This is a genomic window from Knoellia remsis (assembly GCF_003002895.1).
Classification (GTDB): Bacteria; Actinomycetota; Actinomycetes; order Actinomycetales; family Dermatophilaceae; genus Knoellia; species Knoellia remsis.
Map to the genome: position 1 here is coordinate 22,416 of NZ_PVTI01000008.1, position 25,454 is coordinate 47,869.

21 protein-coding genes and 1 riboswitch are annotated in these 25,454 nt (G+C 70.9%); of the genes, 10 read left to right on the forward strand and 11 right to left on the reverse strand.

The window, feature by feature from the left end; all coding sequences use genetic code 11:
- On the forward strand, positions 1-786 hold the full coding sequence (gene nagB / locus BCF74_RS06370; RefSeq protein ID WP_106297122.1) for a glucosamine-6-phosphate deaminase: 786 nt from the start codon (positions 1-3) through the stop codon (positions 784-786).
- Between the two features lie 113 nt (positions 787-899).
- Here nagB and BCF74_RS06375 read toward each other — a convergent pair whose 3' ends face one another.
- Positions 900-1,478, reverse strand: a complete 579-nt coding sequence (locus BCF74_RS06375) for a TMEM165/GDT1 family protein (RefSeq protein WP_106297123.1) — start codon at positions 1,476-1,478, stop codon at positions 900-902.
- A 319-nt stretch (positions 1,479-1,797) separates the two neighbouring features.
- Between BCF74_RS06375 and pcrA the strand changes: the two genes are divergently transcribed.
- On the forward strand, positions 1,798-4,284 hold the full coding sequence (pcrA, locus tag BCF74_RS06380; protein ID WP_106297124.1) for a DNA helicase PcrA: 2,487 nt from the start codon (positions 1,798-1,800) through the stop codon (positions 4,282-4,284).
- Positions 4,285-4,431: 147 nt separating this feature from the next.
- Here the strand turns inward: pcrA and BCF74_RS06385 are convergent, their stop codons facing one another.
- Both BCF74_RS06385 and BCF74_RS06390 read right to left on the reverse strand, forming a co-directional pair.
- Entirely contained in the window at positions 4,432-5,253 is an 822-nt protein-coding gene (locus tag BCF74_RS06385) for a M23 family metallopeptidase (protein WP_106297125.1), read from the reverse strand.
- Positions 5,254-5,469: 216 nt separating this feature from the next.
- Complete coding sequence (locus BCF74_RS06390; RefSeq protein WP_106297126.1) at positions 5,470-6,351, reverse strand: esterase/lipase family protein; 882 nt, start codon at positions 6,349-6,351, stop codon at positions 5,470-5,472.
- A 331-nt stretch (positions 6,352-6,682) separates the two neighbouring features.
- On the opposite strand from BCF74_RS06390, the gene sucC reads away from it, so the two are divergent.
- Complete coding sequence (gene sucC, locus BCF74_RS06395) at positions 6,683-7,855, forward strand: ADP-forming succinate--CoA ligase subunit beta (RefSeq protein WP_106297127.1); 1,173 nt, start codon at positions 6,683-6,685, stop codon at positions 7,853-7,855.
- A 38-nt stretch (positions 7,856-7,893) separates the two neighbouring features.
- A complete protein-coding gene (gene sucD, locus BCF74_RS06400; protein WP_106297128.1) occupies positions 7,894-8,781 on the forward strand; it encodes a succinate--CoA ligase subunit alpha in 888 nt (295 codons plus the stop codon).
- Positions 8,782-8,889: 108 nt separating this feature from the next.
- Here sucD and BCF74_RS06405 read toward each other — a convergent pair whose 3' ends face one another.
- From BCF74_RS06405 to BCF74_RS17285, 3 genes are all read right to left on the reverse strand, one after another.
- On the reverse strand, positions 8,890-9,906 hold the full coding sequence (locus BCF74_RS06405) for a hypothetical protein (protein WP_106297129.1): 1,017 nt from the start codon (positions 9,904-9,906) through the stop codon (positions 8,890-8,892).
- Positions 9,899-10,456 (reverse strand): RNA polymerase sigma factor, encoded by a 558-nt coding sequence (locus tag BCF74_RS06410; RefSeq protein WP_245889247.1) that lies wholly within the window; start codon positions 10,454-10,456, stop codon positions 9,899-9,901. The genes BCF74_RS06405 and BCF74_RS06410 overlap by 8 nt, the downstream gene beginning before the upstream one ends.
- Before the next feature lie 128 nt (positions 10,457-10,584).
- Positions 10,585-11,238, reverse strand: coding sequence for a class I SAM-dependent DNA methyltransferase (locus BCF74_RS17285; protein ID WP_170070154.1), 654 nt, complete (start codon positions 11,236-11,238; stop codon positions 10,585-10,587).
- A gap of 106 nt (positions 11,239-11,344) precedes the next feature.
- Here BCF74_RS17285 and BCF74_RS06420 point away from each other — a divergent pair, with 106 nt between their 5' ends.
- Entirely contained in the window at positions 11,345-12,610 is a 1,266-nt protein-coding gene (locus tag BCF74_RS06420) for a cell division protein PerM (protein ID WP_170070155.1), read from the forward strand.
- Between the two features lie 27 nt (positions 12,611-12,637).
- On the opposite strand, the gene BCF74_RS06425 is transcribed toward BCF74_RS06420, so the two are convergent.
- Positions 12,638-13,348, reverse strand: coding sequence for a GntR family transcriptional regulator (locus tag BCF74_RS06425; protein WP_170070156.1), 711 nt, complete (start codon positions 13,346-13,348; stop codon positions 12,638-12,640).
- 121 nt (positions 13,349-13,469) lie between these two features.
- On the opposite strand from BCF74_RS06425, the gene BCF74_RS06430 reads away from it, so the two are divergent.
- The 5 genes from BCF74_RS06430 (at position 13,470) to BCF74_RS06450 (ending at position 20,684) form a co-directional block, all read left to right on the forward strand.
- Positions 13,470-15,833 carry a glycoside hydrolase family 84 protein gene (locus tag BCF74_RS06430; RefSeq protein WP_106297134.1) on the forward strand — a complete coding sequence of 788 codons (2,364 nt, stop codon included), beginning with the start codon at positions 13,470-13,472 and terminating at the stop codon, positions 15,831-15,833.
- A 9-nt stretch (positions 15,834-15,842) separates the two neighbouring features.
- Entirely contained in the window at positions 15,843-16,424 is a 582-nt protein-coding gene (gene purN, locus BCF74_RS06435; RefSeq protein ID WP_245889248.1) for a phosphoribosylglycinamide formyltransferase, read from the forward strand.
- Positions 16,425-16,502, forward strand: a riboswitch (ZMP/ZTP riboswitch). It abuts the gene before it with no gap.
- Between the two features lie 46 nt (positions 16,503-16,548).
- On the forward strand, positions 16,549-18,192 hold the full coding sequence (gene purH, locus BCF74_RS06440) for a bifunctional phosphoribosylaminoimidazolecarboxamide formyltransferase/IMP cyclohydrolase (RefSeq protein ID WP_106297135.1): 1,644 nt from the start codon (positions 16,549-16,551) through the stop codon (positions 18,190-18,192).
- A 36-nt stretch (positions 18,193-18,228) separates the two neighbouring features.
- Positions 18,229-19,704, forward strand: a complete 1,476-nt coding sequence (locus BCF74_RS06445; RefSeq protein WP_106297136.1) for a sulfatase family protein — start codon at positions 18,229-18,231, stop codon at positions 19,702-19,704.
- Entirely contained in the window at positions 19,701-20,684 is a 984-nt protein-coding gene (locus BCF74_RS06450; RefSeq protein WP_106297137.1) for a formylglycine-generating enzyme family protein, read from the forward strand. The genes BCF74_RS06445 and BCF74_RS06450 overlap by 4 nt, the downstream gene beginning before the upstream one ends.
- Here BCF74_RS06450 and BCF74_RS17060 read toward each other — a convergent pair.
- The 4 genes from BCF74_RS17060 to BCF74_RS06465 form a co-directional block, all read right to left on the reverse strand.
- Complete coding sequence (locus BCF74_RS17060) at positions 20,681-21,871, reverse strand: hypothetical protein (protein ID WP_146132888.1); 1,191 nt, start codon at positions 21,869-21,871, stop codon at positions 20,681-20,683. The genes BCF74_RS06450 and BCF74_RS17060 overlap by 4 nt on opposite strands.
- 84 nt (positions 21,872-21,955) lie before the next feature.
- Positions 21,956-23,470, reverse strand: coding sequence for a carboxyl transferase domain-containing protein (locus BCF74_RS06455; RefSeq protein WP_106297138.1), 1,515 nt, complete (start codon positions 23,468-23,470; stop codon positions 21,956-21,958).
- The gene (locus BCF74_RS06460) at positions 23,467-24,654 is read right to left on the reverse strand and encodes a CaiB/BaiF CoA transferase family protein (protein ID WP_245889249.1); all 1,188 of its coding nucleotides are present in this window, start codon (positions 24,652-24,654) and stop codon (positions 23,467-23,469) included. The genes BCF74_RS06455 and BCF74_RS06460 overlap by 4 nt, the downstream gene beginning before the upstream one ends.
- Before the next feature lie 100 nt (positions 24,655-24,754).
- Entirely contained in the window at positions 24,755-25,387 is a 633-nt protein-coding gene (locus BCF74_RS06465) for a FadR/GntR family transcriptional regulator (protein ID WP_106297140.1), read from the reverse strand.
- Positions 25,388-25,454 lie beyond the last annotated feature (67 nt).

Below are 25,454 nucleotides of genomic sequence, written 5' to 3' on the forward strand. Positions count from 1 at the left end.
ATGGAAGTTGTCATCGTCGACTCACCCGAGCAGATCGGCGTCCTCGGCGCGCAAGCGGTCGCCGACACCGTCACCGCCAAGCCCGACGCCATCCTCGGCCTCGCCACCGGCTCCAGCCCGCTCGCGATCTACGACGAGCTCGGGCGCCGCGTCGCCGCCGGCGAGCTCACTCTCAAGGACTGCACCGGCTTCAACCTCGACGAGTACGTCGGCCTGCCCGACGACCACCCTCAGCGCTACCGCAACGTCATCGAGGACGAGTTCGTCACCAAGACCGACATCGACACCGCCAACGTCCACGGCCCCGACGGGTCCGCAGCCGACATTCCCGCCGCCTGCGCGGCATACGAACGCGCCATCACCGACGCCGGCGGCGTCGACATCCAGATCCTCGGCATCGGTAGCGACGGGCACATCGCCTTCAACGAGCCCGGGTCCTCGCTCGCGTCACGCACGCGCCTGAAGACCCTGACCCACCAGACGCGTGTCGACAACGCCCGCTTCTTCGACGACGACGTCGACGCGGTCCCGGTGCACTGCATCACCCAGGGCGTCGCGACGATCATGGAGGCCCGGCACATCGTCCTCGTCGCCGCGGGCCGCCACAAGGCGCAGGCCGTGCACGAGCTCGTCGAGGGACCGATCTCGGCGATGTGGCCGGCGACCATCCTGCAGATGCACCCGAACGTCACCGTCATCGTCGACGAGCCGGCGGCCTCCCGGCTCCAGCTCGCGGGCTACTACCGCGAGACGTATGCCGCGAAGCCGGCTTGGCAGGGCTTCTGACGCGAGCTCCGACGCACCATTTCTGCGCCGTTGGCGCCACCGGCGCAGAAGCTGGTCAGGGGCGCATCGATGGCCGCGCCCCTGGTCACGCTCTGCGCCGCTGGTAGCGAGAGTCAGCGGGCGGCGATGCCCTGGACGATGAGGATCACCCCGAAGACGAGGAACGCGACGGCCGCGCCGTACTTGATGACCTTCTCGGGCAGCTTCTTGCCGAGCAGGGCGCCGACACCGATGGCGAGCGCGTCGGCGAGGACCATTCCGAGCGTCGAGCCGACCCACGTGCCGAACCAGCCCTCCTGCGTGGCGAGGGTGATCGTCGCGAGCATGGTCTTGTCGCCGAGCTCGGCGAGGAAGAACGCGACACCGACGGCGACGATCGCCTTGCCGGTGCTGCGGCGGGCCTTGTCGGCCTCCTCCTCGGTGAGCTCGTCACCGCGCAGGGTCCACGCCGCGAAGATGAGGAACGCGACGCCGGCGGCGATCGAGATGATCCACTGGCTCTGCGCGAAGCTGTTGCCCACCCACGCGCCGATCGCGACCGAGAACAGGTGGACGATGGCCGTCGCGATGGTGATGCCGATGAGCACCTGGCGCACGGTGTAGCGAGTGGCGAACGTCATCGCCATGAGCTGGCTCTTGTCACCGAGCTCGGCCACGAAGATGACCGCGGTGCTGAGCAGGAACGCGTACATGTGGAGCTTCTCCTCGCTGCCTGACCGAGGAGCGCCGGGGGACGTCCTTCGACCAGGACGCCGGTTGATGGGTCGTCGTACTGGTCGAAAGTCTCGTCCGCCACGCCTGTTCGCTCGAACTGCGGTGGCCGGCCGCACCGGACCCGGAGGTCAGTGTGTCGATGCGGCTGTTGGGGACTACTCCCTTTCGCGTCCGCAAGGTTACCGGTATGCCGTCCGCGCGCCGAATCGGGTCCGTCACCCGGACGTCGGGCCCGTCCCTGTAGGGGGCATGACGGGCTCGGGGCTGTGGGTGCCACGACGTAGGGTTGAGGCAACCATGAGCACCCTCTTCGACGGCCTTCCGCTCGGCGAGCCGCACGCCGACCCCGCCACCCACGACAGCGCCCACGCGGCGCTCGTCAACGCTGCCGGCGTGCCGACGTGGGCGACGTCCGACGACGCCGACGGCGCGCCTGCTCCGGCGTGGGGCCCGGGCAGCAGCGAGGGCGCGGCCGTGCGTTCGACGGACCCCGATGTGCTCCTCGAGGGCCTCAATGACGAGCAGCGCGAGGCGGTCCTGCACGAGGGCAGCCCGCTCCTCATCATCGCCGGTGCCGGCTCGGGCAAGACCCGCGTCCTCACCCACCGCATCGCCCATCTCCTCGCTGCGCGCGGGGTCCAGCCCGGGCAGATCCTCGCGATCACCTTCACCAACAAGGCCGCGGCCGAGATGCGTGAGCGCGTCGAGGCCCTCGTCGGCCCGCGCGCCAAGGCGATGTGGGTCATGACGTTCCACAGCGCGTGCGTGCGGATCCTGCGCCGCGAGGCCGACAAGGTCGGCATGAAGTCGACGTTCTCCATCTACGACGCCGCCGACAGCCAGCGCCTCATGTCGATGGTCATCCGCGACATGGACCTCGACCCCAAGCGCTACAACCCGCGCACCTTCAGCCACCAGGTGAGCAACCTCAAGAACGAGCTCGTCGACGAGGAGACCTACGCCGCGCGTGTCGGCGGCGAGCCGAGCGCCGAGAACCCCGGCGGCACGCATACGGAACGCCTTCTCGCACAGGCCTACACGGCATACCAACGCCGGCTGCGGCAGGCGAACGCCCTCGACTTCGACGACATCATCATGCTCACCGTGCACATGTTCCAGGCGTTCCCCGACGTCGCGGAGCACTACCGGCGACGGTTCCGGCACGTCATGGTCGACGAGTACCAGGACACGAACCACGCGCAGTACCAGCTCATCCGTGAACTGGTGGGTACCGAGCCCATCCAAGCCGAGAACGAGACGTATGCCGTGCCGCCGAGCGAGCTCGTCGTCGTCGGTGACGCGGACCAGTCGATCTATGCCTTCCGGGGCGCGACGATCCGCAACATCATCGAGTTCGAGGAGGACTACCCCGACGCGCGCACGATCCTCCTCGAGCGCAACTACCGCTCGACCCAGACGATCCTCACCGCCGCCAACGCCGTCATCTCGCGCAACGCCTCACGGCGCAAGAAGAACCTCTGGACCGACTCCGGCCAGGGTGCGCCGGTCGTCGGCTACGTCGGTGATAACGAGCACGACGAGGCGAGCTTCGTCGCCCGCACCATCGACACGCTCGGCGACGAGCACGGCGTGCGCCCCGGCGACGTCGCCGTCTTCTACCGGACCAACGCGCAGTCGCGTGCCCTCGAGGAGGTCTTCGTCCGGGTCGGCCTGCCCTACAAGGTCGTCGGCGGCACCCGGTTCTACGAGCGGCGCGAGGTCAAGGACGCGCTCGCCTACCTCCGCGTGCTGTCCAACCCGGCGGACACGGTCAACCTGCGCCGCATCCTCAACGTGCCCAAGCGCGGCATCGGCGACCGGGCTGAGGCGGTCATCGCCGCGCTCGCCGAGCGCGAGCGGATCCCGTTCGTCGCGGCGCTCGGCCGGCCCGAGGACGCCCCCGGCATCGCGACCCGCTCGGTGACCGCGGTGAAGGGCTTCACCGCGCTCCTCGAGGAGCTCGGCAAGGTCCGTGACGACGAGGACGCCGGCGTCGCCGATCTGCTCGAGGCGATCGTCGAGAAGTCGGGCTACCTTGCCGAGCTGCGCGCCAGCCACGACCCGCAGGACGAGACCCGCATCGAGAACCTCGCCGAGCTCGTCGCCGTCGCGCGCGAGTTCGACGAGAGCCGCGCCGCGACGGGTGAGGTCATCAGCCTCGAGGACTTCCTCGAGCAGGTCTCCCTCGTCGCCGACGCCGACGAGATCCCCGACTCGGCCGAGGCCGAGGAGCAGGGCGTCGTCACGCTCATGACGCTGCACACCGCGAAGGGCCTGGAGTTCCCGGTCGTCTTCCTCACCGGCATGGAGGACGGGACCTTCCCGCACCTGCGTTCGCTCGGCGACCCCAAGGAGCTCGAGGAGGAGCGACGGCTCGCCTACGTCGGCATCACCCGTGCGCGCGAGCGGCTGCACCTGTCGCGGGCCGCGGTCCGTTCGGCCTGGGGTGCTCCGCAGTACAACCCGCCCAGCCGCTTCCTCGACGAGATCCCCGGCGAGCTCGTCGAGTGGGAGCGTGAGCTCAGCGGTGCCGCGGCGATCGGCCACCGCGGTCAGCGGCCGGCGGTCGCGACCTTCGCGGCCCGGCCCGGGGTGCGCTCGCCCGGCAACCGCCCGATCATCGCGCTCTCGCCCGGTGACAAGGTCACCCACGACACCTTCGGGATGGGGTCGGTCGTGCGCACGATGGGCGAGGGCGACAAGACGCAGGCCGAGGTCGACTTCGGCGGCGACACCGGGGTCAAGCGCTTCCTGCTCCGGTTCGCGCCGCTCGAGAAGCTCTGACGGACGAGCGGCTCGCCGGCGACCACACGGCATACGCAGGACACACGGCATACGCAGGACACGGCATACGCACGAAGCGGCACCCCGATCGGGGTGCCGCTTCGTCGTGGGTGTCCCTGGGATCAGGTCCCGGCCGTCAGGCCAGGCTCACTGCAGGCCCTTCTTGCGCAGCCACGGACCCGGGTTGATCGGGTTGCCGCCGCCGGGCGGGGTGATCTCGAGGTGGAGGTGCGGGCCGGTCGAGTTGCCGGTGTTGCCGGAGCGGCCGACGATGTCACCGGGCATGACGGTCTCGCCCTCGTAGGTGGAGAAGCTGTTCATGTGCGCGTAGGACGACTGCGTGCCGTCCCAGTACTCGATGACGACGTTCTTGCCCTTGTTGCCGTTCCAGCTGGCGAGCTTGACGACGCCCTTGGACATCGCGCGCAGCGGGGTGCCCGTGGGGACGCCGAAGTCGTTGCCCCAGTGCATCCGGCCCCAGCGCATGCCGTAGCCGGAGGTGAAGCGGGCGCCCTCGATGGGCTGCACCCAGCGCTTGCCCTCGCGGCGGGCCTTCTCCGCGGCGGCGGCCTCGGCAGCGGCCTTCTCCGCCTCGGCCTTGGCCTTCGCGGCGGCAGCGGCCTTGGCGGCCGCCGCGGCACGAGCCTTGTCCCGGGCGATGCGCTGCTGCTCGGCGACGCGGCCCTGGAAGGCGGCGGTCTGCATCGACGCCTGCTGGCGGCGCGAGGAGAGGTCGGCCTGCTGGGCGGTCTCGGTCGCGGCCTGCTCGCGGGCCGTCTGGGCCTGGGCGGCGGTGAGGTCCAGCGTCAGCGGCGCGGACTCGGCGACGGAGGCGCCGGTGGCGGTGACGACCAGCGCCGCAGCGGCGGCACTGGGCAGGACGAAGCCCGGGTGGAGGGCGCGCGGGACGCGGTTCGCAGCAGGCTTGCGGTGCTTGCCACGGTGGCGCCCTTGATACGAAGAGCTCAAGGGAGGAGAACCTCACGTGCAGGGGACACGGGAGGCACCACCGTAGCGTGACCTGACCGTTATACAAAGCCGATCGTGGAAATTGCCACCGAGGTCGGGTGGGTATGCCGTCCGCTCGCCTCCCGCGCTCGGGCGCGTCGCGGGCCCGGGATCAGCATGTTTGCCGGGTCGCCCCGCCGCGCGGGCGTCGCGTTGGCGCGCGCCGTGTGAAGCGGGTCACACGGGCGGGCGGGACCGGCCGATCGAGGTGACCCCACGGGTCACCGTGAGGCCGTCCGGGTCGAGCTCGGCGAGCGCCGTCGAGATGCCGTGGACGACGTCGCCGACCATCGCGAGCGAGATGTGGCCGACCCCGTGGAGGCGGATGTTGCGCACCGAGAGGTCGGGGTGGCGCAGGGCGCCTCCGGTCTGCGGGACGATGAGCAGGTCCGTGTCGGACCAGTAGCAGATGAACCGGGTCGAGCACCCCGGCGCCGGCTCGTCGAGCTCGCGCAGGAAGCCGCTGCCGGGACGCATCTGGCTGATGAGGCGCGTCGGCGCGGCATACGAGACGTACGTCCCCTGGTGGGGCGTGCCGAGGGTGACGAGCGTGTGCACGTGCTCGTCGCCACCGAGGCGGGTGACGTAGTAGCGCGCGATGAGGCCGCCGAGGCTGTGGCCGACGACGTGGATCTTCTCGTAGCCGGTCTCCTCGACGATCGCCTCGATCTCGGCGCCGAGCTGCGCCGCGGCAGTGCGCACGTCCGCGGTGAAGGGCGAGTAGTTCATCGCGTAGACCGAGTCGAAGCCGCGCCGGCTCAGCCCCCGTCGCAGGAGCGTGAAGATCGACCGGTTGTCGACGAGCCCGTGCACGAGCAGGATCGGTGTGCCGGCTGCCTCGACATTGGAGATGAGCAGGCCACGCTGCACCGGCGCCAGATGCTCGATGCGATAGCCCCGCTCGCCGCGAGCGCGGTCCTGGAAGATGCCGAGCGGGTAGGTCGCGAGGTGGGTGGTGAGCCACGCGCCCTCGATCGCCATGCCGGCGACCGCGCGCGCCGTGAAGAGCGGCTTCAGCCCCTGGACGACCGTGGCGCCGGCCGCGACGGCGCGGGACATGCGCCCGAGCCGAGAGCTGCCTCCGGTGGCTCGGGCGGCGGCTGTGGCAGTGGCGCGGGCGGCCGTCGAGCCGGACGGTCCGCCGGCCGGGGTGCGTCCCCGTCGCGAAGGATGCGTGCGCGTCGGACCGTCCATGGTCTCGTCACGGTATCTCGGCGCCTGTCGCCCCGCCTGTCGTGACGCGTGGTGTCGCCAGAATCACGGGGCTCGGGACTGTCGCTGCCACGGCCCGCGGGTGTGGGGTGGTGGAGGCAGGGCTAGGCTCGGCCCGACGGACCACCGGTCATCCGAAGCGATGGCGAAACGAACAACGTGAGGACGGAACGAATCCGTGGATCTTTTCGAGTACCAGGCACGCGACGTGTTCGAGAAGCACGGGGTTCCCGTGCTCGCCGGCGCGGTCGCCGCGACGCCGCAGGAGGCCCGCGCGGCCGCTGAGACCATCGGCGAGAAGAGCGGCGGCGTCACCGTCGTCAAGGCGCAGGTCAAGACCGGCGGTCGCGGCAAGGCCGGCGGCGTCAAGGTCGCCAAGAGCGCCGACGAGGCCGAGCAGCTCGCCGAGCAGATTCTCGGCATGGACATCAAGGGCCACACCGTCCACCAGGTGATGATCGCCCAGGGCGCGCAGATCGCCGAGGAGTACTACTTCTCGATCCTGCTCGACCGCACGAACCGCTCCTACCTCGCCATGTGCTCGAAGGAGGGCGGCGTCGACATCGAGACGCTCGCCGTCGAGCGGCCCGAGGCGCTCGCGAAGATCGAGGTCGACCCCAACGTCGGCATCGACGAGGCCAAGGCGCAGGAGATCGTCGACGCGGCCGGCTTCGACGCCGAGACCGGCGCCAAGATCGTCCCGGTCCTGCAGAAGCTCTGGGACGTCTACCAGGGCGAGGACGCGACCCTCGTCGAGGTCAACCCGCTCGTCAAGAGCGAGGCCGGCGACATCATCGCCCTCGACGGCAAGGTCACCCTCGACGGCAACGCCGACTTCCGCCACCCCGACCACGAGGCGCTCGAGGACAAGGCTGCCGCGGACCCGCTCGAGGCCAAGGCCAAGGAGAAGGACCTCAACTACGTCAAGCTCGACGGCCAGGTCGGCATCATCGGCAACGGCGCCGGGCTCGTCATGTCCACGCTCGACGTCGTCGCCTACGCCGGCGAGCAGTTCGGCGTGAAGCCCGCGAACTTCCTCGACATCGGTGGCGGCGCCAACGCCCAGGTCATGGCCGACGGTCTCGACGTCATCCTGAACGACGAGCAGGTCAAGAGCGTCTTCGTCAACGTCTTCGGCGGCATCACCGCCTGCGACGAGGTCGCCAACGGCATCAAGGGTGCACTCGAGATCCTCGGCGACGAGGCCACCAAGCCGCTCGTCGTCCGCCTCGACGGCAACAACGTCGAGGAGGGCCGTCGCATCCTCGACGAGCTGAACCACCCGCTCGTGACCCAGGTCGACACGATGGACGGCGCTGCGGCCAAGGCCGCCGAGCTCGCCGCCAAGTGACCCGCTGACAGCAGACGAACCAAAGGACCAGCACACCAATGTCAATCTTCCTCAACGCTGACAGCAAGATCATCGTCCAGGGCATGACCGGCGGGATGGGCTCCAAGCACACCGCGCTCATGCTCGACGCCGGCGCCAACATCGTCGGCGGCGTCAACGCCCGCAAGGCCGGCACCACGGCCACCATCGGCGGCAAGGACCTGCCCGTCTTCGGGTCGGTCAAGGAGGCCATGGAGGCCACCGGCGCCAACGTGTCGGTCGCCTTCGTGCCGCCGAAGTTCGCCAAGGACGCCGCGATCGAGGCCATCGACGCCGAGATCCCGCTGCTCGTCGTCATCACCGAGGGCATCCCGGTCAAGGACACCGCGGAGTTCTACAACTACTCCAAGGGCAAGTCGACCCGGATCATCGGCCCGAACTGCCCCGGCATCATCACGCCGGAGGAGTCGCTGGCCGGCATCACGCCGCACACCATCGCCGGCAAGGGCCCGATCGGGCTCGTCTCGAAGTCGGGCACGCTGACCTACCAGATGATGTACGAGCTGCGGGACTTCGGCTTCACCACCGCGATCGGCATCGGCGGCGACCCGGTCATCGGCACGACGCACATCGACGCGCTCGAGGCGTTCGAGGCCGACCCCGACACCAAGGCGATCGTCATGATCGGCGAGATCGGCGGCGACGCCGAGGAGCGGGCCGCGGCCTACATCAAGGAGAACGTCACCAAGCCGGTCGTCGGCTACGTCGCCGGCTTCACCGCCCCCGAGGGCAAGACGATGGGCCACGCCGGCGCCATCGTCTCCGGCTCGTCCGGCACCGCGCAGGCCAAGAAGGAGGCCCTCGAGGCCGCCGGCGTGAAGGTCGGCAAGACGCCGTCCGAGACCGCGCAGCTCATGCGCGAGATCATGCAGGGCCTCGACTCCTGACCCGAGCGAGAACCGCAGCGCGAGAGCGCACCGCGAGCGGGCGGCATACCGGATGGACTCGGTATGCCGCCCGCTCGCGTGTGTGCTCGTGCGCGCCCTTCGGTGCGGTCACCGCTGCGCGGCGGCGTCCATGAGGCGCCCGAGCTGGTCCCACGCCGCTGCGGTGGGCGTGCCCTTGCGGGCGTTGAGGGAGATGGTGGCGGTGTTGCGGTCACCGCGCATCGCCACGTACCCGAGGTAGTCGGTGAAGCGGCCGTAGCCGTAGTCGAAGACCACCGCGACGGTGCCGGGGCGGGGCCCCTCGACGCGGTCGACCACGCCCCGGTCGGCGCAGGAGCGGTCCGCCAGGGTGGCACGGACGGCGGCGTCCGGCTCGGAGTCGTTGGTGTCGCCGTCGGAGGAGAAGTTCGACGTCTGGATCCGCTGGCTGCCGACGAAGTCGTCCGTCGTCGTGTCCTTCAGGTGGGTGATCCCGGCGTTGTCGACGTCGGCCTTGACGTCGCAGGCGCTCAAGGCACCGAACTCCGCCTCCGGCGGCCACTCCGAGACGATCTCGTGAGTGCCGGCCACGCCCGCGTCCTGCCAGACCGAGGCCGGGAGGAACCGGCTGGCGGGCAGCTCGCCGGATCCGCGCCAGTGCACGACCGGCAGCGCCTCACCGGGCGGCGACGATGGTTGCGATGTCGGCGAGGGTCGAGCGCTCGGCCGGCCCGTGCTCGTGGTGGGCCGCGGTGAGGTCGGGGTCGGGGTCGAGCTCGCGGTGCGGGTCGGTCGAGACGGGGTGGTCGTCGGGCTTGGCGAGCTCGTCGTCGGAGTCGGGGTCGGCGTCGGTGACGGGTTCGTCGACGTCGGGGTCGGCGACTGGGTCGCCGGCAGCGGTGGGGGAGCGGCGTCCTCGCGCCCGAGCCCGCGGAACCCGAGGGCGGCGACGATGATCGCGGCGGCGGCGACGGCCGCGGTGTAGGCGATCGCCCGGCGGCGACGCAGGGAGTCCCCTCGGACCCGGACCTGCTCCGGGTGGGGCAGCGGTGCGGCCTCGACGTCGGTGCGGAGGGTGAGCAGGGCACCCCGGAGGAACGCGTCGTCCTCGGGTGACCACGAGCCGGGGGTACGCAGGTCATCCATGACGGTTCTCCTTCCTTGAGGTGCTGGCTGGTCTCATGACGGGTGTGCTCTCCGGGGGGCGGTCGGGGCCGCGGAGCAGCTGCGCGAGCTGGTTGCGGCCCCGGTGCAGCCGGGCCTTGACCGTGCCCGGCGGGACGTCGAGCTCGGCCGCGATCTGGTCGATGCTGCGGTCGGCCAGGTAGTGCAATGCGAGGGTCTCGCGCAGTGGCGGGCTCAGGGTGCGCAGGGCGGCGACGACGACGGCGCGGTCCTCGTTCGGTGGTGGCTGGGTCTGGACGAGACCGTGCCTCGCGTGGGCGCGGCCCCGGGACTCGCCGCGGCGCCACTCGGAGATCGCGATCCGGCGGGCGACGGTGCGCACCCAGGCGAGCGCGTCGTCGTGGCCGGACACCCGGTCCCAGTCCCGCCATGCCCGGGCGTAGGCCTCCTGCGTGGCGTCCTGGGCCACGGTGAGGTCGCCCGTCGTGGCGTAGACGAGGTGGACCACCCGGGACGCGGTGGTGCGGTAGAAGTCGTCGAAGGCATCCTCGGCCTTCCTCCTGTCTCGCACGCGACCTCCCCGGGTGTCGACGCCGTTGCCCATCCTGTCACTCCGGCAGACGCATCCGGCCGGTTCCGAGGTTGCATCCGGGTCGGGCGGAGCGACTGGCCGCGTCTCAGCCCGGCGTCACCCCCGCCTCACCGTGGCTCGTGTGCGGTCCCCGTGCGGGTCGCCAGGACGTAGAGCTGGGTCTCGGCCCGGTCGTCGAGCAGGTGCGTGTGCGCGACGAGGTTCTCGACGTCGAAACCGGCGCCCTCGACGACACGGCGCAACCCGTCCCTGGTGTAGCCGGACACGACGAGGGTCTCGCCGAGGAAGTCCACCGGCACGCTGTCGGCGTCGAGCTCGACCATCGCCAGCGAGAGCAGGCCGCCCTGCGGGAGGTGCGCGGCCAGCGCGCGGAGCACGGACTCGATGTCGTCGCGCGAGAGCATGAGGAGGGAGAAGTGAGCCACCGCACCGGTCACGCCGGGCGGCCAGGCCGACGTGTCGCGCAGGTCCGCTCGACGGAACAGTGCTCGCGCACGCCCGGTGGCCCGAGCGAGGTCGAGCATGACCTCGCTCTCGTCCACCCCGACGTAGTCGCGCCCCCCACCGGTCACGACGTCGGCCGCGGGCCGGCCCGTGCCGCAGCCGAGGTCGAGGACGACGCCGCCATCCGGGAGCCGCGCAACGAGGTCCTCAAGTGCCTCGAGCTGTGCCGGGTTGTCGGCATGGATGTCGTCGTAGGTGGCGCCGACCCGGTCGAAGACGGCCTCCGGCGCCCCTCGTGCCCCACGGTCCCCGCTCATCGCACTCACCCTAGCGATGTCGGGAACTCGCAGCGATGTTGTGAACCGGGCTGCTGTCGGCGTGTGCTTCGCGGTGGCGGCGGGTGTGAGGGGGAGACTGGGCGCGATGACGGTCATGGATCTGCTTCGGGGGGTGCGCCCCGCCAGCGACGAGGCGCCCGACGACGGCGCGCCCGGCGATGGTCCGCGCGAGGTCGCCCCATGGCTCCCCGGACCGTTGCGTGACGTGCTCGTGGGGCTGCTCACGGGCCTGCTCTCGCTGCTCGTCGTCGTGGTCGTGACGGTGCTCGGCTGGATGCTCGACCCGCGTGACGGTGGGTCGCTCGCCGAGCCGCTCGGAGCGGCGTCGTCGCTGTGGCTTCTCGTCCAGGGTGCGCACCTCGGGGCCGGTGCGGCGACCATCGCCTTCGTCCCTCTCCTTCTCGGCGCCATGACCGTGCTCGTCGCCGCCCGTGGCGCCGCGCGTGCCCTCGAGGACGCCGACCCCGACGACGAGCTCGTGGCCGATGCGCTCCCGCGGTCGGTCGTGGCCGTCGCCAGCCGCTGGTGGGTCGGGTATGCCGTCGCCGTCGCCCTCGCGGCCGCGCTCACCCTCGCCGGGTCGCTTCCGTTGCGCTGGGTCACCCTCGTCCTGCCGGCCGTCGTCGTCCCGGCGTTGGGCCTCGTCGTCGCGCTGCGGCGGCTGTCGGCGTCCGGCGACGTCCTCGGGTCCCGGCTCGACGGCTCGGCGATCCCCGAGAGTGTCCGTCGCGCATGGTCGCCGGCGCTGCGGGGCCTGCTCACCCTGCTCGGGCTGGGGGCACTCCTCGTCCTCGTCGCGGTCGTGGTCCGCTGGGAGTCCGTGGCGGGCCTGCAGGCGGAAGTCGGCGGCGGGTTCTTCGGCGGGCTGCTGCTGCTCGCCGCCCAGGTCGGAGCGCTCCCCAACCTCGCCCTGTGGGCGCTGTCCTTCCTCGCCGGGCCCGGGTTCTCCGTCGTCGACGGGGCCCACGTCTCGCTCAACGGGTCGAGCACCGGGCTCATGCCGCTCATCCCCGTCCTCGGTGCCGTGCCCGAACCGGGGGAGTACCCGTGGTTCGCGTGGCTCCTCACCCTCGTGCCCGTGCTCGTCGGTGGCCTCATCGGCCGCAGGTCCCTGAAGGCCGTCGCGCGGCTGTCCTCGATGCGCACGAAGGTCTCCGTGGCGGCTGTGGCGTCCCTCATCGTGGCGCTCGCCGTCGGGGTGCTCGACGCCGTCGCAGGCGGCTCGCTCGGCGCCTACCGGCTCGCGGACGTCGGAGCCCCGGCGCTGTGGCTCACCCTCGCACTGGGGGCGGAGCTGCTCGTCGGAGCCCTGCTCGTCGTCCTCTGGGACGCGTGGCGGCTGCGCCGCTGAGGAGGGTCCTCAAGGCCGGCGGGGTTCTCAGGGCCGGCGGAAGCGCTCCGGGCCGAGGTCGAAGGACAGCTCGTGCCGGTCGGCCGGGAAGACCGCGCGAGCGAACTCGACGGGGGTGTCGCGCACCGTCGCCCGGCGGGTGAGTCGCAGTACCGGGCGGCTCGTGGAGATGCCGAGCAGGTCCGCCTCGTCCTGTTCCGGCAGGTCGGCCCGCACGGTCTCGTGCCCCGAGTCGGGCAGGAGGTCCGCCGCCGCGAGGTGGTCATAGAGGCTGCCGCGGGCGGCGTCCTCGTCGAGGTCGGGGACGAGGGTCCGGGGCAGCCAGGCTTCTTCGAGGGCGAGTGGGAGGTCGTCACCGAGGCGCAGTCGGCGCACGAGCACCGCGGGCAGCCCGGCGGCCCCGAGGTGGTCGGCCACCTCGCTCGGCGGGTCGGCGTCGTCCTCGAGGCCGAGCAGGCGGGTGTGTGGCTGCATGCCCGTGGCCCGCACCGCCTCGGCGAAGGATCCGAGATGGACGCGCAGCGAGAACGGCGGCGTGGTCCGCAAGCTGCCGGAGCCGTGCACCGTCCGGACGAGGCCCTCGCGGGCGAGTGCGGCGATGGCGCTGCGTACCGTCATCCGCGCGACTCCCCACTCCTCCGCCAGGGCGCGCTCGGCGGGGAGGCGGCCACCCGGCGGCAGCGCGAGCACGCGCGCGCGCAGGTCGTCGCGCCAGGTGGTGACGGGTTCGGCGGACATTCGCCCATGATGCCCGACGGAGGGTGGTGATCCTGCGCAGTTCGAGTGAGCGTTCCGTTGACACATCGAGGGATTGCCGCCACAGTGGCACCACTGGCTGGTCTAGACCATTGGAGCAACGATGCTTTCACCTCGCCGCGCGACCGCTGCCGGAGGGCTGCTCGCCCTCGTCCTCGCCGGGACCGCTGTCCCGCTCACGGCGCAGGCCGCTCCCGCGCCGACCCCCCTGCCCACCGTCACGCCCACGCCGCAGTCGATCTCGCGGGCCGGTGCCGACATCGCGCTCCCCGGCAACGTCGAGGTCGTCGTCGACGCGAGCACCGACGCCGCGGCCCGCACCGCGCTGCGCGAGCTGCTGGCCGAGCACGGTGTCGGCAAGGTCACCGAGCGGGCGAGCACCAGCGGCCGGGCGCCCCTGACGATCCACCTCGGGGCCGCGACCCGCGCCGACGTCACCTCCGCGCTCGGTGCGACCGGCGTCCCGACGAAGGCCGAGGGGTATGCCGTGCGGGTCGACGGCTCGGGCCGCAAGGTCGGCCGGATCGCCCTCGGTGGTGCCGACGGCGCCGGTCAGTTCTATGCCGTCCAGACCCTCGACCAGCTGCTCATCCCGCAGGACGACGGCGGTTTCAAGGTCGCGGGTGCCTCGGTGAACGACTTCCCCGCGATGCCGCTGCGCGGTGCCACCGAGGGGTTCTACGGCAACCCGTGGACGCATGCCGAGCGGCTCGACCAGCTGAAGTTCTACGGGGACATGAAGGCCAACACCTACATCTACGCCCCCAAGGACGACCCGTACCACCGCGACCGCTGGCGTGAGCCGTACCCCGCCGACAAGCTCGCCGAGCTCACCGAGCTCGTCAAGACCGCGACCGCGAACCATGTCCGGTTCACGTTCGCGTTGTCGCCGGGCAACACGGTCTGCTACTCGAGCGAGGCGGACTACCAGGCGGTCGTGACGAAGTTCGAGCAGATGTATGCCGTGGGCGTGCGTGCCTTCAACGTCGCCCTCGACGACATCAACCTCAGCCGGTGGAGCTGCGCGGCCGACCAGGCGAAGTACGGGTCCGCCAACGCGACGATCGCCGGTCGCGCCCAGGCCGAGCTGCTCACCCGCCTGCAGAAGGAGTGGATCGAGACCAAGGACGGCACCTTCCCGCTGCAGATGGTGCCGACGGAGTACTACAACACGACGGAGTCGGGCTACAAGCGCGCCCTGCGGACGATGGACGAGGACGTCGTCGTCATGTGGACCGGCAACGACGTCGTCCCGCAGTCGATCAGCATCGCCCAGGCGCAGCAGGCCGCGACGGTCTTCGGCGGCCCGACGTTCCTCTGGGACAACTACCCCGTCAACGACTACGGCAACACCTCCGGGCGGCTGCTCCTCGGCAAGTACGTCAAGCGCGAGCCGGGTCTGTCGCAATACCTCGCCGGGATCGTGTCGAACCCGATGAACCAGGCGGCCGCGAGCAAGATCGTCGAGACGGCGATGTTCGACTTCTCGTGGAACGACACGGGCTACGACGCTGACGAGGCGTGGGTCGAGGCGATGCGCTACCTCGCCGGTGACGACGAGGCCGCGACGGCCGCGCTGCGGGTCTTCGCCGACCTCAACGCCATGGCGCCGACGTTCGGTCAGCCGTGGCAGCCGCAGGCGCCCGAGCTCAAGGCGCGCATCGACGCGTTCTGGGCGACGTGGGAGTCCGGCGACAAGGCCGGCGCCATCACGACGCTGCGGGCCTACGCCGAGGCGATCCTCGCCGCGCCCACGACGATCCGGGCCGGTGCCGTCGACCCCGGCTTCGTCTCCGACGCGAAGCCCTGGCTCGACGCGACGCTCCTCTGGGGTCGGTCGACAATCGACATGCTCGACGCACTCCAGGCCCGCCTCGACGGTGACAAGGCGACCTCGGACGCGCAGCGAGCCTCCTCGGCCGAGCTGTCGAAGCAGGCCGCGGCGGTGCGGGTCCTGCCGGCGGACAACACGTGGGGTGAGGCCCGCGTCAAGATCGCCGACGGCGTCCTCGACACCTTCCTCGCCCGCGCCGGGCTCACCCTCGACATGTGGGAGATCGGCGACGCGGTCAACATCGCGCCGCAGGGCACGGCGTCCGCATCGAGCGTCGAGCAGGACCTCGCCCGGTTCCAGCCGCGCTACGTCAACGACAACGACAACGGCACCCGCTGGGCGTCCGGCTACACCGACGGCGAGTGGGTCCAGGTCAAGCTCGCCGAGCCGACCGCGGTCTCCGCGGTGACGGTCAAGTGGGAGCCTGCGTGCGCGACGGCATACAAGGTCCAGACCTCGGTCGACGGACAGACGTGGACGACCGTCAAGGACGTCACCGACACGACGTGCAACTTTGACATCGTGACGTTCGACCAGACCGCCCCGGTGAACTACGTGCGGATCCAGGGCGTCGACCGGGCCTCGACCTGGGGCTACTCCATCTGGGAGATCGGCATCTACGCCGCCAAGTAGGGTGAGCGCGTGAGCGCCCCGATCCGGACCGTCGTCCTCGTGTCCGGGTCGGGCACCCTGCTCCAGGCGCTGATCGACGCGAGCCGCGACGCGGCATACGGCGTCGAGATCGTCGCGGTGGGTGCGGACCGGGACGGGATCGAAGGGCTGGCGCGCGCGCAGCGCGCCGGCATCGAGACGTTCGTATGCCGGGTGCGCGACTTCCCGGACCGCGGTGCCTGGGACGTCGCCCTTGCCGACGAGATCGCCTCTCGCACACCGGATCTCGTCGTCTCGGCCGGGTTCATGAAGATCCTCGGGCCGGCCGTCCTCGCGGGCGTGCCCGTCGTCAACACGCATCCGGCGCTGCTGCCGAGCTTCCCCGGGGCGCATGCCGTGCGGGACGCGCTGGCGCACGGCGTCAAGGTCACCGGCACGACAGCGCACTACGTCGACGCCGGGGTCGACACCGGGCCGATCATCGCCCAGCGGGTCGTGGACGTGCGCGAAGACGACACCGAGGAGACGCTGCACGAGCGGATCAAGGTGGTCGAGCGCGAGCTCATCGTCGACGTCGTCGCCGGATTCGGCTCCTCGCTGCCGCGTCGATAGACTCGGGCCGACGACTGGCGCGGGTGGACCACCACCGGGGAGTCAACTGGGATCGCATCGCCCGCCTGGGTGCGACCGCCGCTCAACCGGCACACCCCGCCGCACCGTGAAGGAGCCCGCCAGCATGGCCGTGTCCGTCAGCAAGCCCGGACCCACCCAGGACCGCCGCCCGATCCGCCGGGCGCTCATCTCCGTCTTCGACAAGACTGGACTGGAGGAGCTCGCCCGCGGACTGCACGAGGCCGGCGTGACCATCGTGTCGACCGGCGGTTCGGCGAAGCTCATCGAGGGCCTCGGCATCCCCGTCACGGAGGTCGCCGACCTCACCGGCTTCCCGGAGTGCCTCGAGGGGCGGGTCAAGACCCTGCACCCGATGGTGCACGCGGGCATCCTCGCCGACACCCGCAAGCCCGACCACGTGTCCCAGCTCGGCGAGCTCGGCGTCGAGCCATTCGACCTCGTCGTCGTCAACCTCTACCCGTTCCGCGAGACCGTGGCCTCCGGGGCGTCGCCCGACGACATCGTCGAGAACATCGACATCGGCGGCCCGTCGATGGTCCGCGCGGCGGCCAAGAACCACCCGAGCGTCGCCGTCGTCACCGACCCCGCGGCATACGGTGCGGTCCTCGACGCGGCACGCGGCGAGGGCTTCACGCTCGAGGAGCGCAAACGCCTTGCGGCACAGGCGTTCGTGCACACAGCCGACTACGACACGGCCGTCGCGTCGTGGATGGGCAACGCCTACGTCAACACGAGCGACGGCTCGGGCTTCCCGGCGTGGGCCGGCGCGACGTGGCAGCGCTCGGCCGTCCTGCGCTACGGCGAGAACCCGCACCAGCGCGCCGCGCTCTACGTCTCCGGCGCCCCGGGTGTCGCCGCCGCCGAGCAGCTGCACGGCAAGGAGATGTCCTACAACAACTACGTCGACACCGACGCGGCATGGCGGGCCGCGCACGACCAGGGCGACCAGCCGACCGTCGCGATCATCAAGCACGCGAACCCCTGCGGCATCGCCGTCGGCGACTCGATCGAGCAGGCGTATGCCGCGGCACACGCCACCGACCCCGTGTCCGCCTTCGGCGGCATCATCGCGGCGAACCGCCCGGTGAGCCGGGCCATGGCCGAGCAGGTCGCCGACGTCTTCACCGAGGTCATCGTCGCGCCCGGTTATGAGGACGGCGCCCTCGAGGTGCTGCAGGGCAAGAAGAACATCCGCATCCTGCGCCTCGACGACGCGGGTTCCGGCGGCGGCCGCGGAGCCGACGTCGAGACGCGGCCCATCAGCGGCGGCCTGCTCATGCAGTCGGTCGACCGTGTCGACGCCGAGGTGAGCGGCGAGGACGGTGCGGTCACCGGTGGCGACGACCCGTCGCGCTGGACCCTCGTGTCCGGTGACGCCGCCGACGAGGTGACCCTCGCCGACCTCGCCTTCGCGTGGCGGGCGGTGCGCGCGGTGAAGTCCAACGCCATCCTGCTCGCCCGAGACGGGGCCGCCGTCGGCATCGGTATGGGTCAGGTCAACCGGGTCGACTCGTGCCACCTCGCCGTGAGCCGGGCGAACACCGGCGGCGCCGACCGGGCGCGTGGTGCGGTCGCGGCGTCGGATGCGTTCTTCCCCTTCGCCGACGGGCTCCAGGTGCTGCTCGATGCCGGGGTGCGCGCGGTCGTGGCGCCCGGCGGGTCGATGCGCGACGCTGAGGTCATCGAGGCGGCGAAGGCGGCCGGGGTGACGATGTACTTCACCGGCACCCGACACTTCGCGCACTGAGCCGCCGGGCGTGACCGGAGCGAGGAGGTGAGCGTGATGACGTCGAGCACCGCACGACGGCCGAACATCGCGTTCGTCCTCACCGACGACCACGGCGCGGGCGCGGTCGGCGCCTACGGCTCGGTGGTCAACCGCACGCCGCACATCGACGCGATCGGTGCCGCCGGGGTGCGCTTCGAGAAGTGCTTCGTGACGAACTCGCTGTGCGCGCCGAGCCGGGCGTCGATCCTCACCGGCACCCACAGCCACGTCAACGGCGTCCGCACGCTGCGCACCTTCATCGACGCCTCCCAGCCGACGTTCGTCTCCCTGTTGCGGGAGGCCGGCTACCGCACGGCGATCGTCGGCAAGTGGCACATGGGCGACGGCTCGACCGACGGGGTCTCCCACGATCCGCAGGGGTTCGACCACTGGGACGTGCTCATCGACCAGGGCGAGTACGTCGACCCCCGCTTCCTGTCCGAGGCCGGGCTGAGGGTCGAACCCGGGTACGCGACCGACGTCATCACCGACCTCGCCTTGGGCTGGCTCGAGTCGCTCGACGACGAGGCGCCCTGGTGCCTCCTCGTCTGCCACAAGGCGCCGCACCGGCCGTGGGAGCCGGACGAGGCCCAGGCCGGGCTCTACCGTGACCCGATCCCGGTGCCGGCGACCTTCGACGATGACTATGCGACCCGGTCGGAGTCCACCCGGCGGGCCGCGATGCGCGTCGCGGACGACCTCACGGAGAGCGACCTCAAGGAACCGGTACCCGCCGGGCTGTCACCTGAGCAGGAAGCGCGCTGGAGGTACCAGCGCTGGATGGAGGACTACCTCGCGTGCGTCGGCTCCGTCGACGACAACGTCGGCCGTCTCGTCGACGCGCTGCGCGAGCGGGGCGAGCTCGACGACACGGTGCTCGTCTACTCGTCGGACCAAGGCTTCTTCCTCGGTGACCACGGGTGGTTCGACAAGCGGTTCATGTATGAGGAGTCACTGCGAATGCCGTTGCTGCTCAGTGCCCCCGGTCGTGTCCCAGCGGGCAGCGTGCACGATGGGATCGTGACGAACGTCGACTTCGCCCAGACGCTGCTCGAGGCGGCAGGGGTACCACCGCATCCGCGGATGCAGGGGCGCAGCTTCTGGGGTGACATCACCCGTGGTGGTCGTGACGTCGGGGCGGGCTCGGAGCCGGAGTCCTCCGGCATGTACTACCGCTACTGGGAGAACGACGACCCGAGCCACCGCGCTCCGGCCCACTACGGCTACCGGAGCGATCGGTACAAGCTCATCTACTTCTACAACGACGGCATGGGCCTGCCCGGCTGCGGCCCCGCGGTCTACCCGCCGGAGTGGGAGCTTTACGACCTCGCGGCCGACCCGCACGAGCTGCGCAACGTCTGGGCCGACCCGGCCTACCGTGACGTGCGCGACGACCTGACCCGGCGCCTGTGGCTGGAGCAGCGGCGGCTCGGGGACACGCCTCACCCGAGCCAGCCCGTGCCCACCGGACTCGAGGAGGAGCCGTCATGAGCGGCGGGTCGTGCTGCGGGCCGGGACGCGACGCCCTGGGTGGGGACGGTGACGTCTCGCTCCCGGAACCCGCGGCGAGCGGGCCGGAGGAGGCGCGCGGCCGGCATACGGTCGCCCAGGTCGCCGTCCCCGCAGGGACGTTCGCGATGGGTGACGCCCACGGCGACGAGAACGTCGGCGACGGCGAGACGCCGGTACACGACGTGACCATGTCGGCCTTCGAGATCGACGCGCACTCGTTGACCAACGACGACTTCGCGCGGTTCGTCGAGGACACCGGCTTCGTCACCGAGGCGGAGCGGTTCGGCTACTCGGCCGTCTTCCACCTCGCGCTGCGGGCCCGTCACGACGAGGTCATGCAGCCGGTGCCGGGCACGCCGTGGTGGATGGGCGTGCGCGGGGCGGACTGGCGTCACCCGGGCGGGTCGCAGTCCGACCTCGACGGGCTCGGTGACCACCCGGTCGTCCACGTGAGCTGGAACGACGCGGTCGCCTACTGCGAGTGGGCCGGTCGCCGGCTGCCGACGGAGGCGCAGTGGGAGCGCGCTGCGCGCGGCGGTATGCCGTCCGCGCGCTTCCCGTGGGGCGACGACCTCCTCGACGCGGCGGGGGAGTGGCAGTGCAATATCTGGCAGGGCGAGTTCCCGACGCGCAACGACGAGACCGATGGGTTCATCGCGACGGCGCCGTGGGATGCGTTCTCTCCCAACGGGTTTGGCGCGCACCAGATGGTGGGCAACGTGTGGGAGTGGTGTGCCGACTGGTTCAACCCAAGGACCTACGAGCTGCGGGTGCGCTCCGGGGCGACGACGGACCCGACGGGCCCGAAGTTCGGGCAGACCCGGGTCATGCGCGGTGGGTCCTACCTCTGCCACGACTCGTACTGCAACCGCTACCGCAACGCCGCCCGCACCGGCAACACCCCGGACTCATCGACCGGCAACACCGGTTTCCGCACCGTGGGCATGGACCCGTTCTAGGCTCCCCGGCGTCTACTCCGGTCCATATGTCCCGCATCAGAAATGTTCAGCTTTAGTGGTGTTCCGAACCAGGTGGCCGCCGACCCCGCGACCACCGCTTCCGCTCTGCGCTGAGCTGCGCGCGAGTCACGTTCCAGGGCCCACGTCACTGGTCGCCACAGTAATGCGCTCAGAGGGTCTCCCAGTCGACCTCGATGAAGGACGAGTGCCAGGAGCCACACTTGGCCTGTCGCCAGACATAGCCAGAGAGCTCCCGCAAGCATCATCCAAGAAACTTGGTCGCCGTGGAAGACAGAACCCAGCACACCAGCCGGAATGAGGATCCAGACCGCCAAGCGAGACAACTGCAAACGCCACGGGTGTTCGGTCAGTGCGCCGTACGCCTGCACCCACGTCAGATAGCCGATCCACAGACTAAGACTTACGAACGTCGCCGTTCTTGCGCTGAGACGGAGGAACGCTGTTGGTTGCACTACGTCGTGCGGCGACAGGGCAGCCACAACAGTCAACAATCCTGTTGCGAAAAGCGTTGAGGCGCCCCAAAGAACCACAACCCACGCCACCGCCGAGAGTGCAGTTGAGTACCATCGGGCGTCCCAAGAGATGGGCGCCAGTATCCGGCTTCTAGCATCTGCGATCCGCATCTCGGCCCGTTGCGCTCGTTTGACGGACTCGTCCTTGAGCATGCTTATCTCGGCCGGTGTCTTGTCTTGCCCGATGAGGACGGCTAGGCCTACAGCAACGAAGCTCATGAGCACCAAGAGTGTTCCTCGTCCCGGCTCGGCAAGCGTGACGGCACACGCCACCGTGACACTCGCCGCTGCGCTGAAGTTCGCCAAATGAGTCATGCCATTGCGCCAGACGCTGAATCTAATCTGCGCCAGTTCCGTCACCTCGGTATTGCGATGGGATGATGTCGCCACGGCGATGGAGATGGCGGCCACCAAGGTGACACAGGCGATCTGCGTTGAAAGTGCTGATGATGCATCTAGTGCCTCGCCCCAGACCATATTCCACCCGCGTGCATCGTGGGACGTCAATTGTGCACCTGCGGACCAGGCCACTAGGCCGGCGAAGATGAGGACCCCGGCCTGTATGAAGGCGGTCTTAATCCAGTGCCGCCGCATGACGTTAAGTTGGGCCGGTGTCATTCCTCCGGCTACTGTGTCCTGAATCCGGCTCGTCATGATCCGATGGTGACATCGAGGTCGGACAGTCAGCTTCTGCCGGATCCACCGCTTGCGGTACACCGTGGCGGTACGGCGGGTGAACTACAACTTGCGGTAGCGGGCGTGCCGCGCCGACATCCGGCCCGTCGGGTCGAGCGGCTCGAGCGTGGTCAGCTCGTGCCGGATCGCCTGCGCCATGCGGCGGCAGAAGTCCTCGGGCTCCTCGCTCGCGTCCGGGTGCTCGGCGACGATCCGGTCGATGATGCCGTCCTCGAGCAGGTCGAGGGACCTCACGCGCTGCTGGGTGGCGAGCTCGGGTGCCCGGTCGGGGGTGCGGTGCAGGATCGCCGAGGCGCCCTCCGGCGGGAGCGGTGAGAGCCACGAGTGCTGCGCGCTGATGACGCGGTCGGCCGGCATGAGGGCGAGCGCTCCACCGCCCGTGCCCTGGCCGAGCAGCACGCACACGGTCGGCACCTCGAGCATGACGAGCTCGGAGAGGCAGCGCGCGATCTCGCCGGCCATGCCGCCCTCCTCGGCCTCCTTCGACAACGCGGCTCCCGCGGTGTCGATGATGCTCACGAGGGGCAGGTCGAGCTCGGTCGCGAGCCTCATCCCGCGCCGGGCGACGCGCAGCCCCGACGGCCCGAGCGGGGCCTCGGCCTGCTCCCCGCGCCGGTCCTGCCCGAGGACGACGCAGGGTGTGCCCTCGAACCGCGCGAGCGCGAGGAAGAGCGAGGAGTCCCACTCACCCGCGCCCGTGCCGAAGAGCGGCAGGACGTCGGTGGCTCCGAGCTTGAGCAGGGCCCGCACCCCGGGGCGGGAAGGCTTGCGGGACAACGTGATCGACTCCCAGGCCGGCAGGTCGGGCACCGGATCGTCCGGCACCTCGGGCGCCGGCGTCGTGTCGTGGGGCGCGAGCACGAGGTCGAGGAAGCGACCGGCCGTCTCGGTGAGCAGTTCCACGGGAAGAACGGCGTCCAGCAGGCCGTGGGCGAAGAGGTTCTCCGCCGTCTGCACGCCCTCGGGGAACGGCTGCCCGTACAGAGCCTCGTACACGCGCGCGCCGAGGAAGCCGATCGTCGCGCCCGGCTCACCGACGGTGACGTGCCCGAGCGAGCCCCAGGACGCGAAGACCCCGCCGGTCGTCGGGTGCCGGAGGTAGGTGATGTAGGGCAGGTGCTCGCGCTTGTAGGCCGCGACCGCCGCCGAGATCTTCACCATCGTCACGAAGGCGGGCGTGCCCTCCTGCATCCGGGTGCCACCCGAGGCCGGCGCGGCGAACAGCGGCAGGCGCTCCCGCGTCGCCCGCTCGAAGGCTTGCACGATCCGCTCCGCGGCGGCCACCCCGATGGACCCGGCGAGGAACCGGAACTCGCCGGCGATGACCGCGACCCGGTGACCGCGGATGCGGCCTTCGCCCGTGACGATCGCCTCGTCGGTGCCGGCCTTCTCGGCCGCCGCGGCGAGGTCCGCGGCATACGGGCTACCGGGGGCGGCCACCGCGAGCGGCGCCTCGTCCCACGACTGCCAGCTGCCCTCGTCGAGGACGGCGTCGATGAGCTCGCGCGACGTCGGCCGACTCGGTGCCTGGCCGGGTGCCTCGCTGCGTGCGCTCATGCGTTCTCCTCCTCGTCGAGCCACGCCCGGATCGACGCGTCGTGCTCACCCAGGGTCGGCGGCGCCAGGTGGTTCTCGCGTCCACCGGCGAAGGCGTTGTCGTCGAAGCGGATCGGCGGTCCCGGAATCTCGATGGGCCCGAGCACCGAGTGGTCGACGTCGAGGACGAGACCCTGCGAGCGGGTCTGGTCCCAGTCATAGACGCGGTCGATGGTGCGGACCTCGCCCGACGGGATGCCGAGCTCGGCGAGCCGGGGGAGCAGGTCGTCGAGACGCCACGTCGCGAAGGTCTCGTTGAGCGCGGCGACGACGGCGTCCCGGTTCTCGGTGCGCTGCCGGTTCGTCGCCATGCCGGGTGCTGCGGGATCGAGGCCGAAGGCGTCGGCGAGCTTGACCCACAACGGTTCCGAGCCGCAGGCCACCTGGATGTCGCCGTCGGCGCAGTGGAAGAGGCCGTAGGGCGTGAGGCTCGGGTGGTGGTTGCCCTGGGCGCGGCCGACGTGACCCGCGACCGTGTACGCCGTGCCCTGGAACGCGTGCGCGCCGACGATCGCGGCGAGCAGGCTCGTGCGGACGACGCGACCCCGGCCGGTGCGGTCGCGTTCGTGGAGCGCGGCGACCACGCCGTACGCGCCGTACATGCCGGCGAGCAGGTCGCCGATCGGCACCCCGACCCGCTGTGGGGTGTCCGCGTCGGGCCCGGTCACCGACATCAGCCCCGCCTCGCCCTGCGCGATCTGGTCGTAGCCGGCGCGGCCACCCTGTGGCCCGTCGTGGCCGAAGCCGCTGATGGCGAGGACGACGAGCCGCGGGTTGAGCTCGTGCAGGTGCTCGACGGGGAACCCGAGCCGGTCCAGCACCCCGGGCCGGAAGTTCTCGACGAGGACGTCGGCGCGGCGCACGAGCCGGGTGAGGACGTCGCGACCGTCGTCGGACTTGAGGTCGAGTGCGATCGACTCCTTGTTGCGGTTCGCCGAGAGGAAGTACGTCGAGACCGGGTCGTCCTCGGGTCCGACGAATGGCGGTCCCCAGCCCCGGGTGTCGTCACCGGTGCCGGGTGACTCGACCTTGATGACGCGAGCGCCCATGTCTCCCAACATCATTGCCGCGTGTGGCCCGGCGAGGGCGCGGGACAGGTCGACGACGGTGATGTCCTGCAGCGGACCCTGTGGTGCGTCGGTCACGGTGGACCTTCCTCGTGGTGGTCGCGGGTGGTGGTCGTGTCGGCAAAGGCGGGCGAGCGGTCCGTATGCCGCCCGCGCGAGGCGCGCGGACGGCATACGGTCAGCGGGTGTCGGTGAGCATCCCGGTCACCGAGAGGGCGGCACGCGCGGGGTCGTCCGCGAGGATCGCGGTGGCGAGCTCGTCGAGGTGACGGCGCATCGCGGGGGTGTCCTCGGGCGTGACACTCGCTGCGACGAGGGTGTCGTCGAGATCGGCGAGGACGGGGGATGACGCGAGCCGGCGCACGCAGCGCCACGTGTCGACGAAGGTGCGCGGGGTGCCGTCGTCGGCGAGGAGGGCGAGCTTGAGGCTGGCCTGTCCGTTGCTCGCCGCGGCCCGGGCGAGGCCGGCGAGGATCGCCTCGCGGGCGAGGAGGACCTCGTCGCGCTCGCGCACCTCGAGGCCGAGGGCGACGGCGGTCGTCGCCGCGAGGGAGGTGTCGCGCACGAGGGCGCCGACGCCGTGGCGGACCTCGATGCGGCCCTTGGTCTCGAGTGCCGCGAGAGCGCGGGAGAGCGTGGCGCGGGAGACACCGAGCTCGGCCGCGAGCTCGCGCTCGGGAGGGAGGCGGTCCCCGGGTGTGAGCCCCTGGGCCTCGATGAAGTCGGAGATGTGCGTGGCCAGGCTCTCGTAGAGCCGCTCTCGCCGCAGGGGCTGGAACCGTCGCCCGCGCTCGTCCGCACCGTTGCTCATGCCGAGGATTCTAAGTGGCATGGTTGTCAGGTGGCTAGTCCACTGGCATGATCTCGCTCACTCCCTC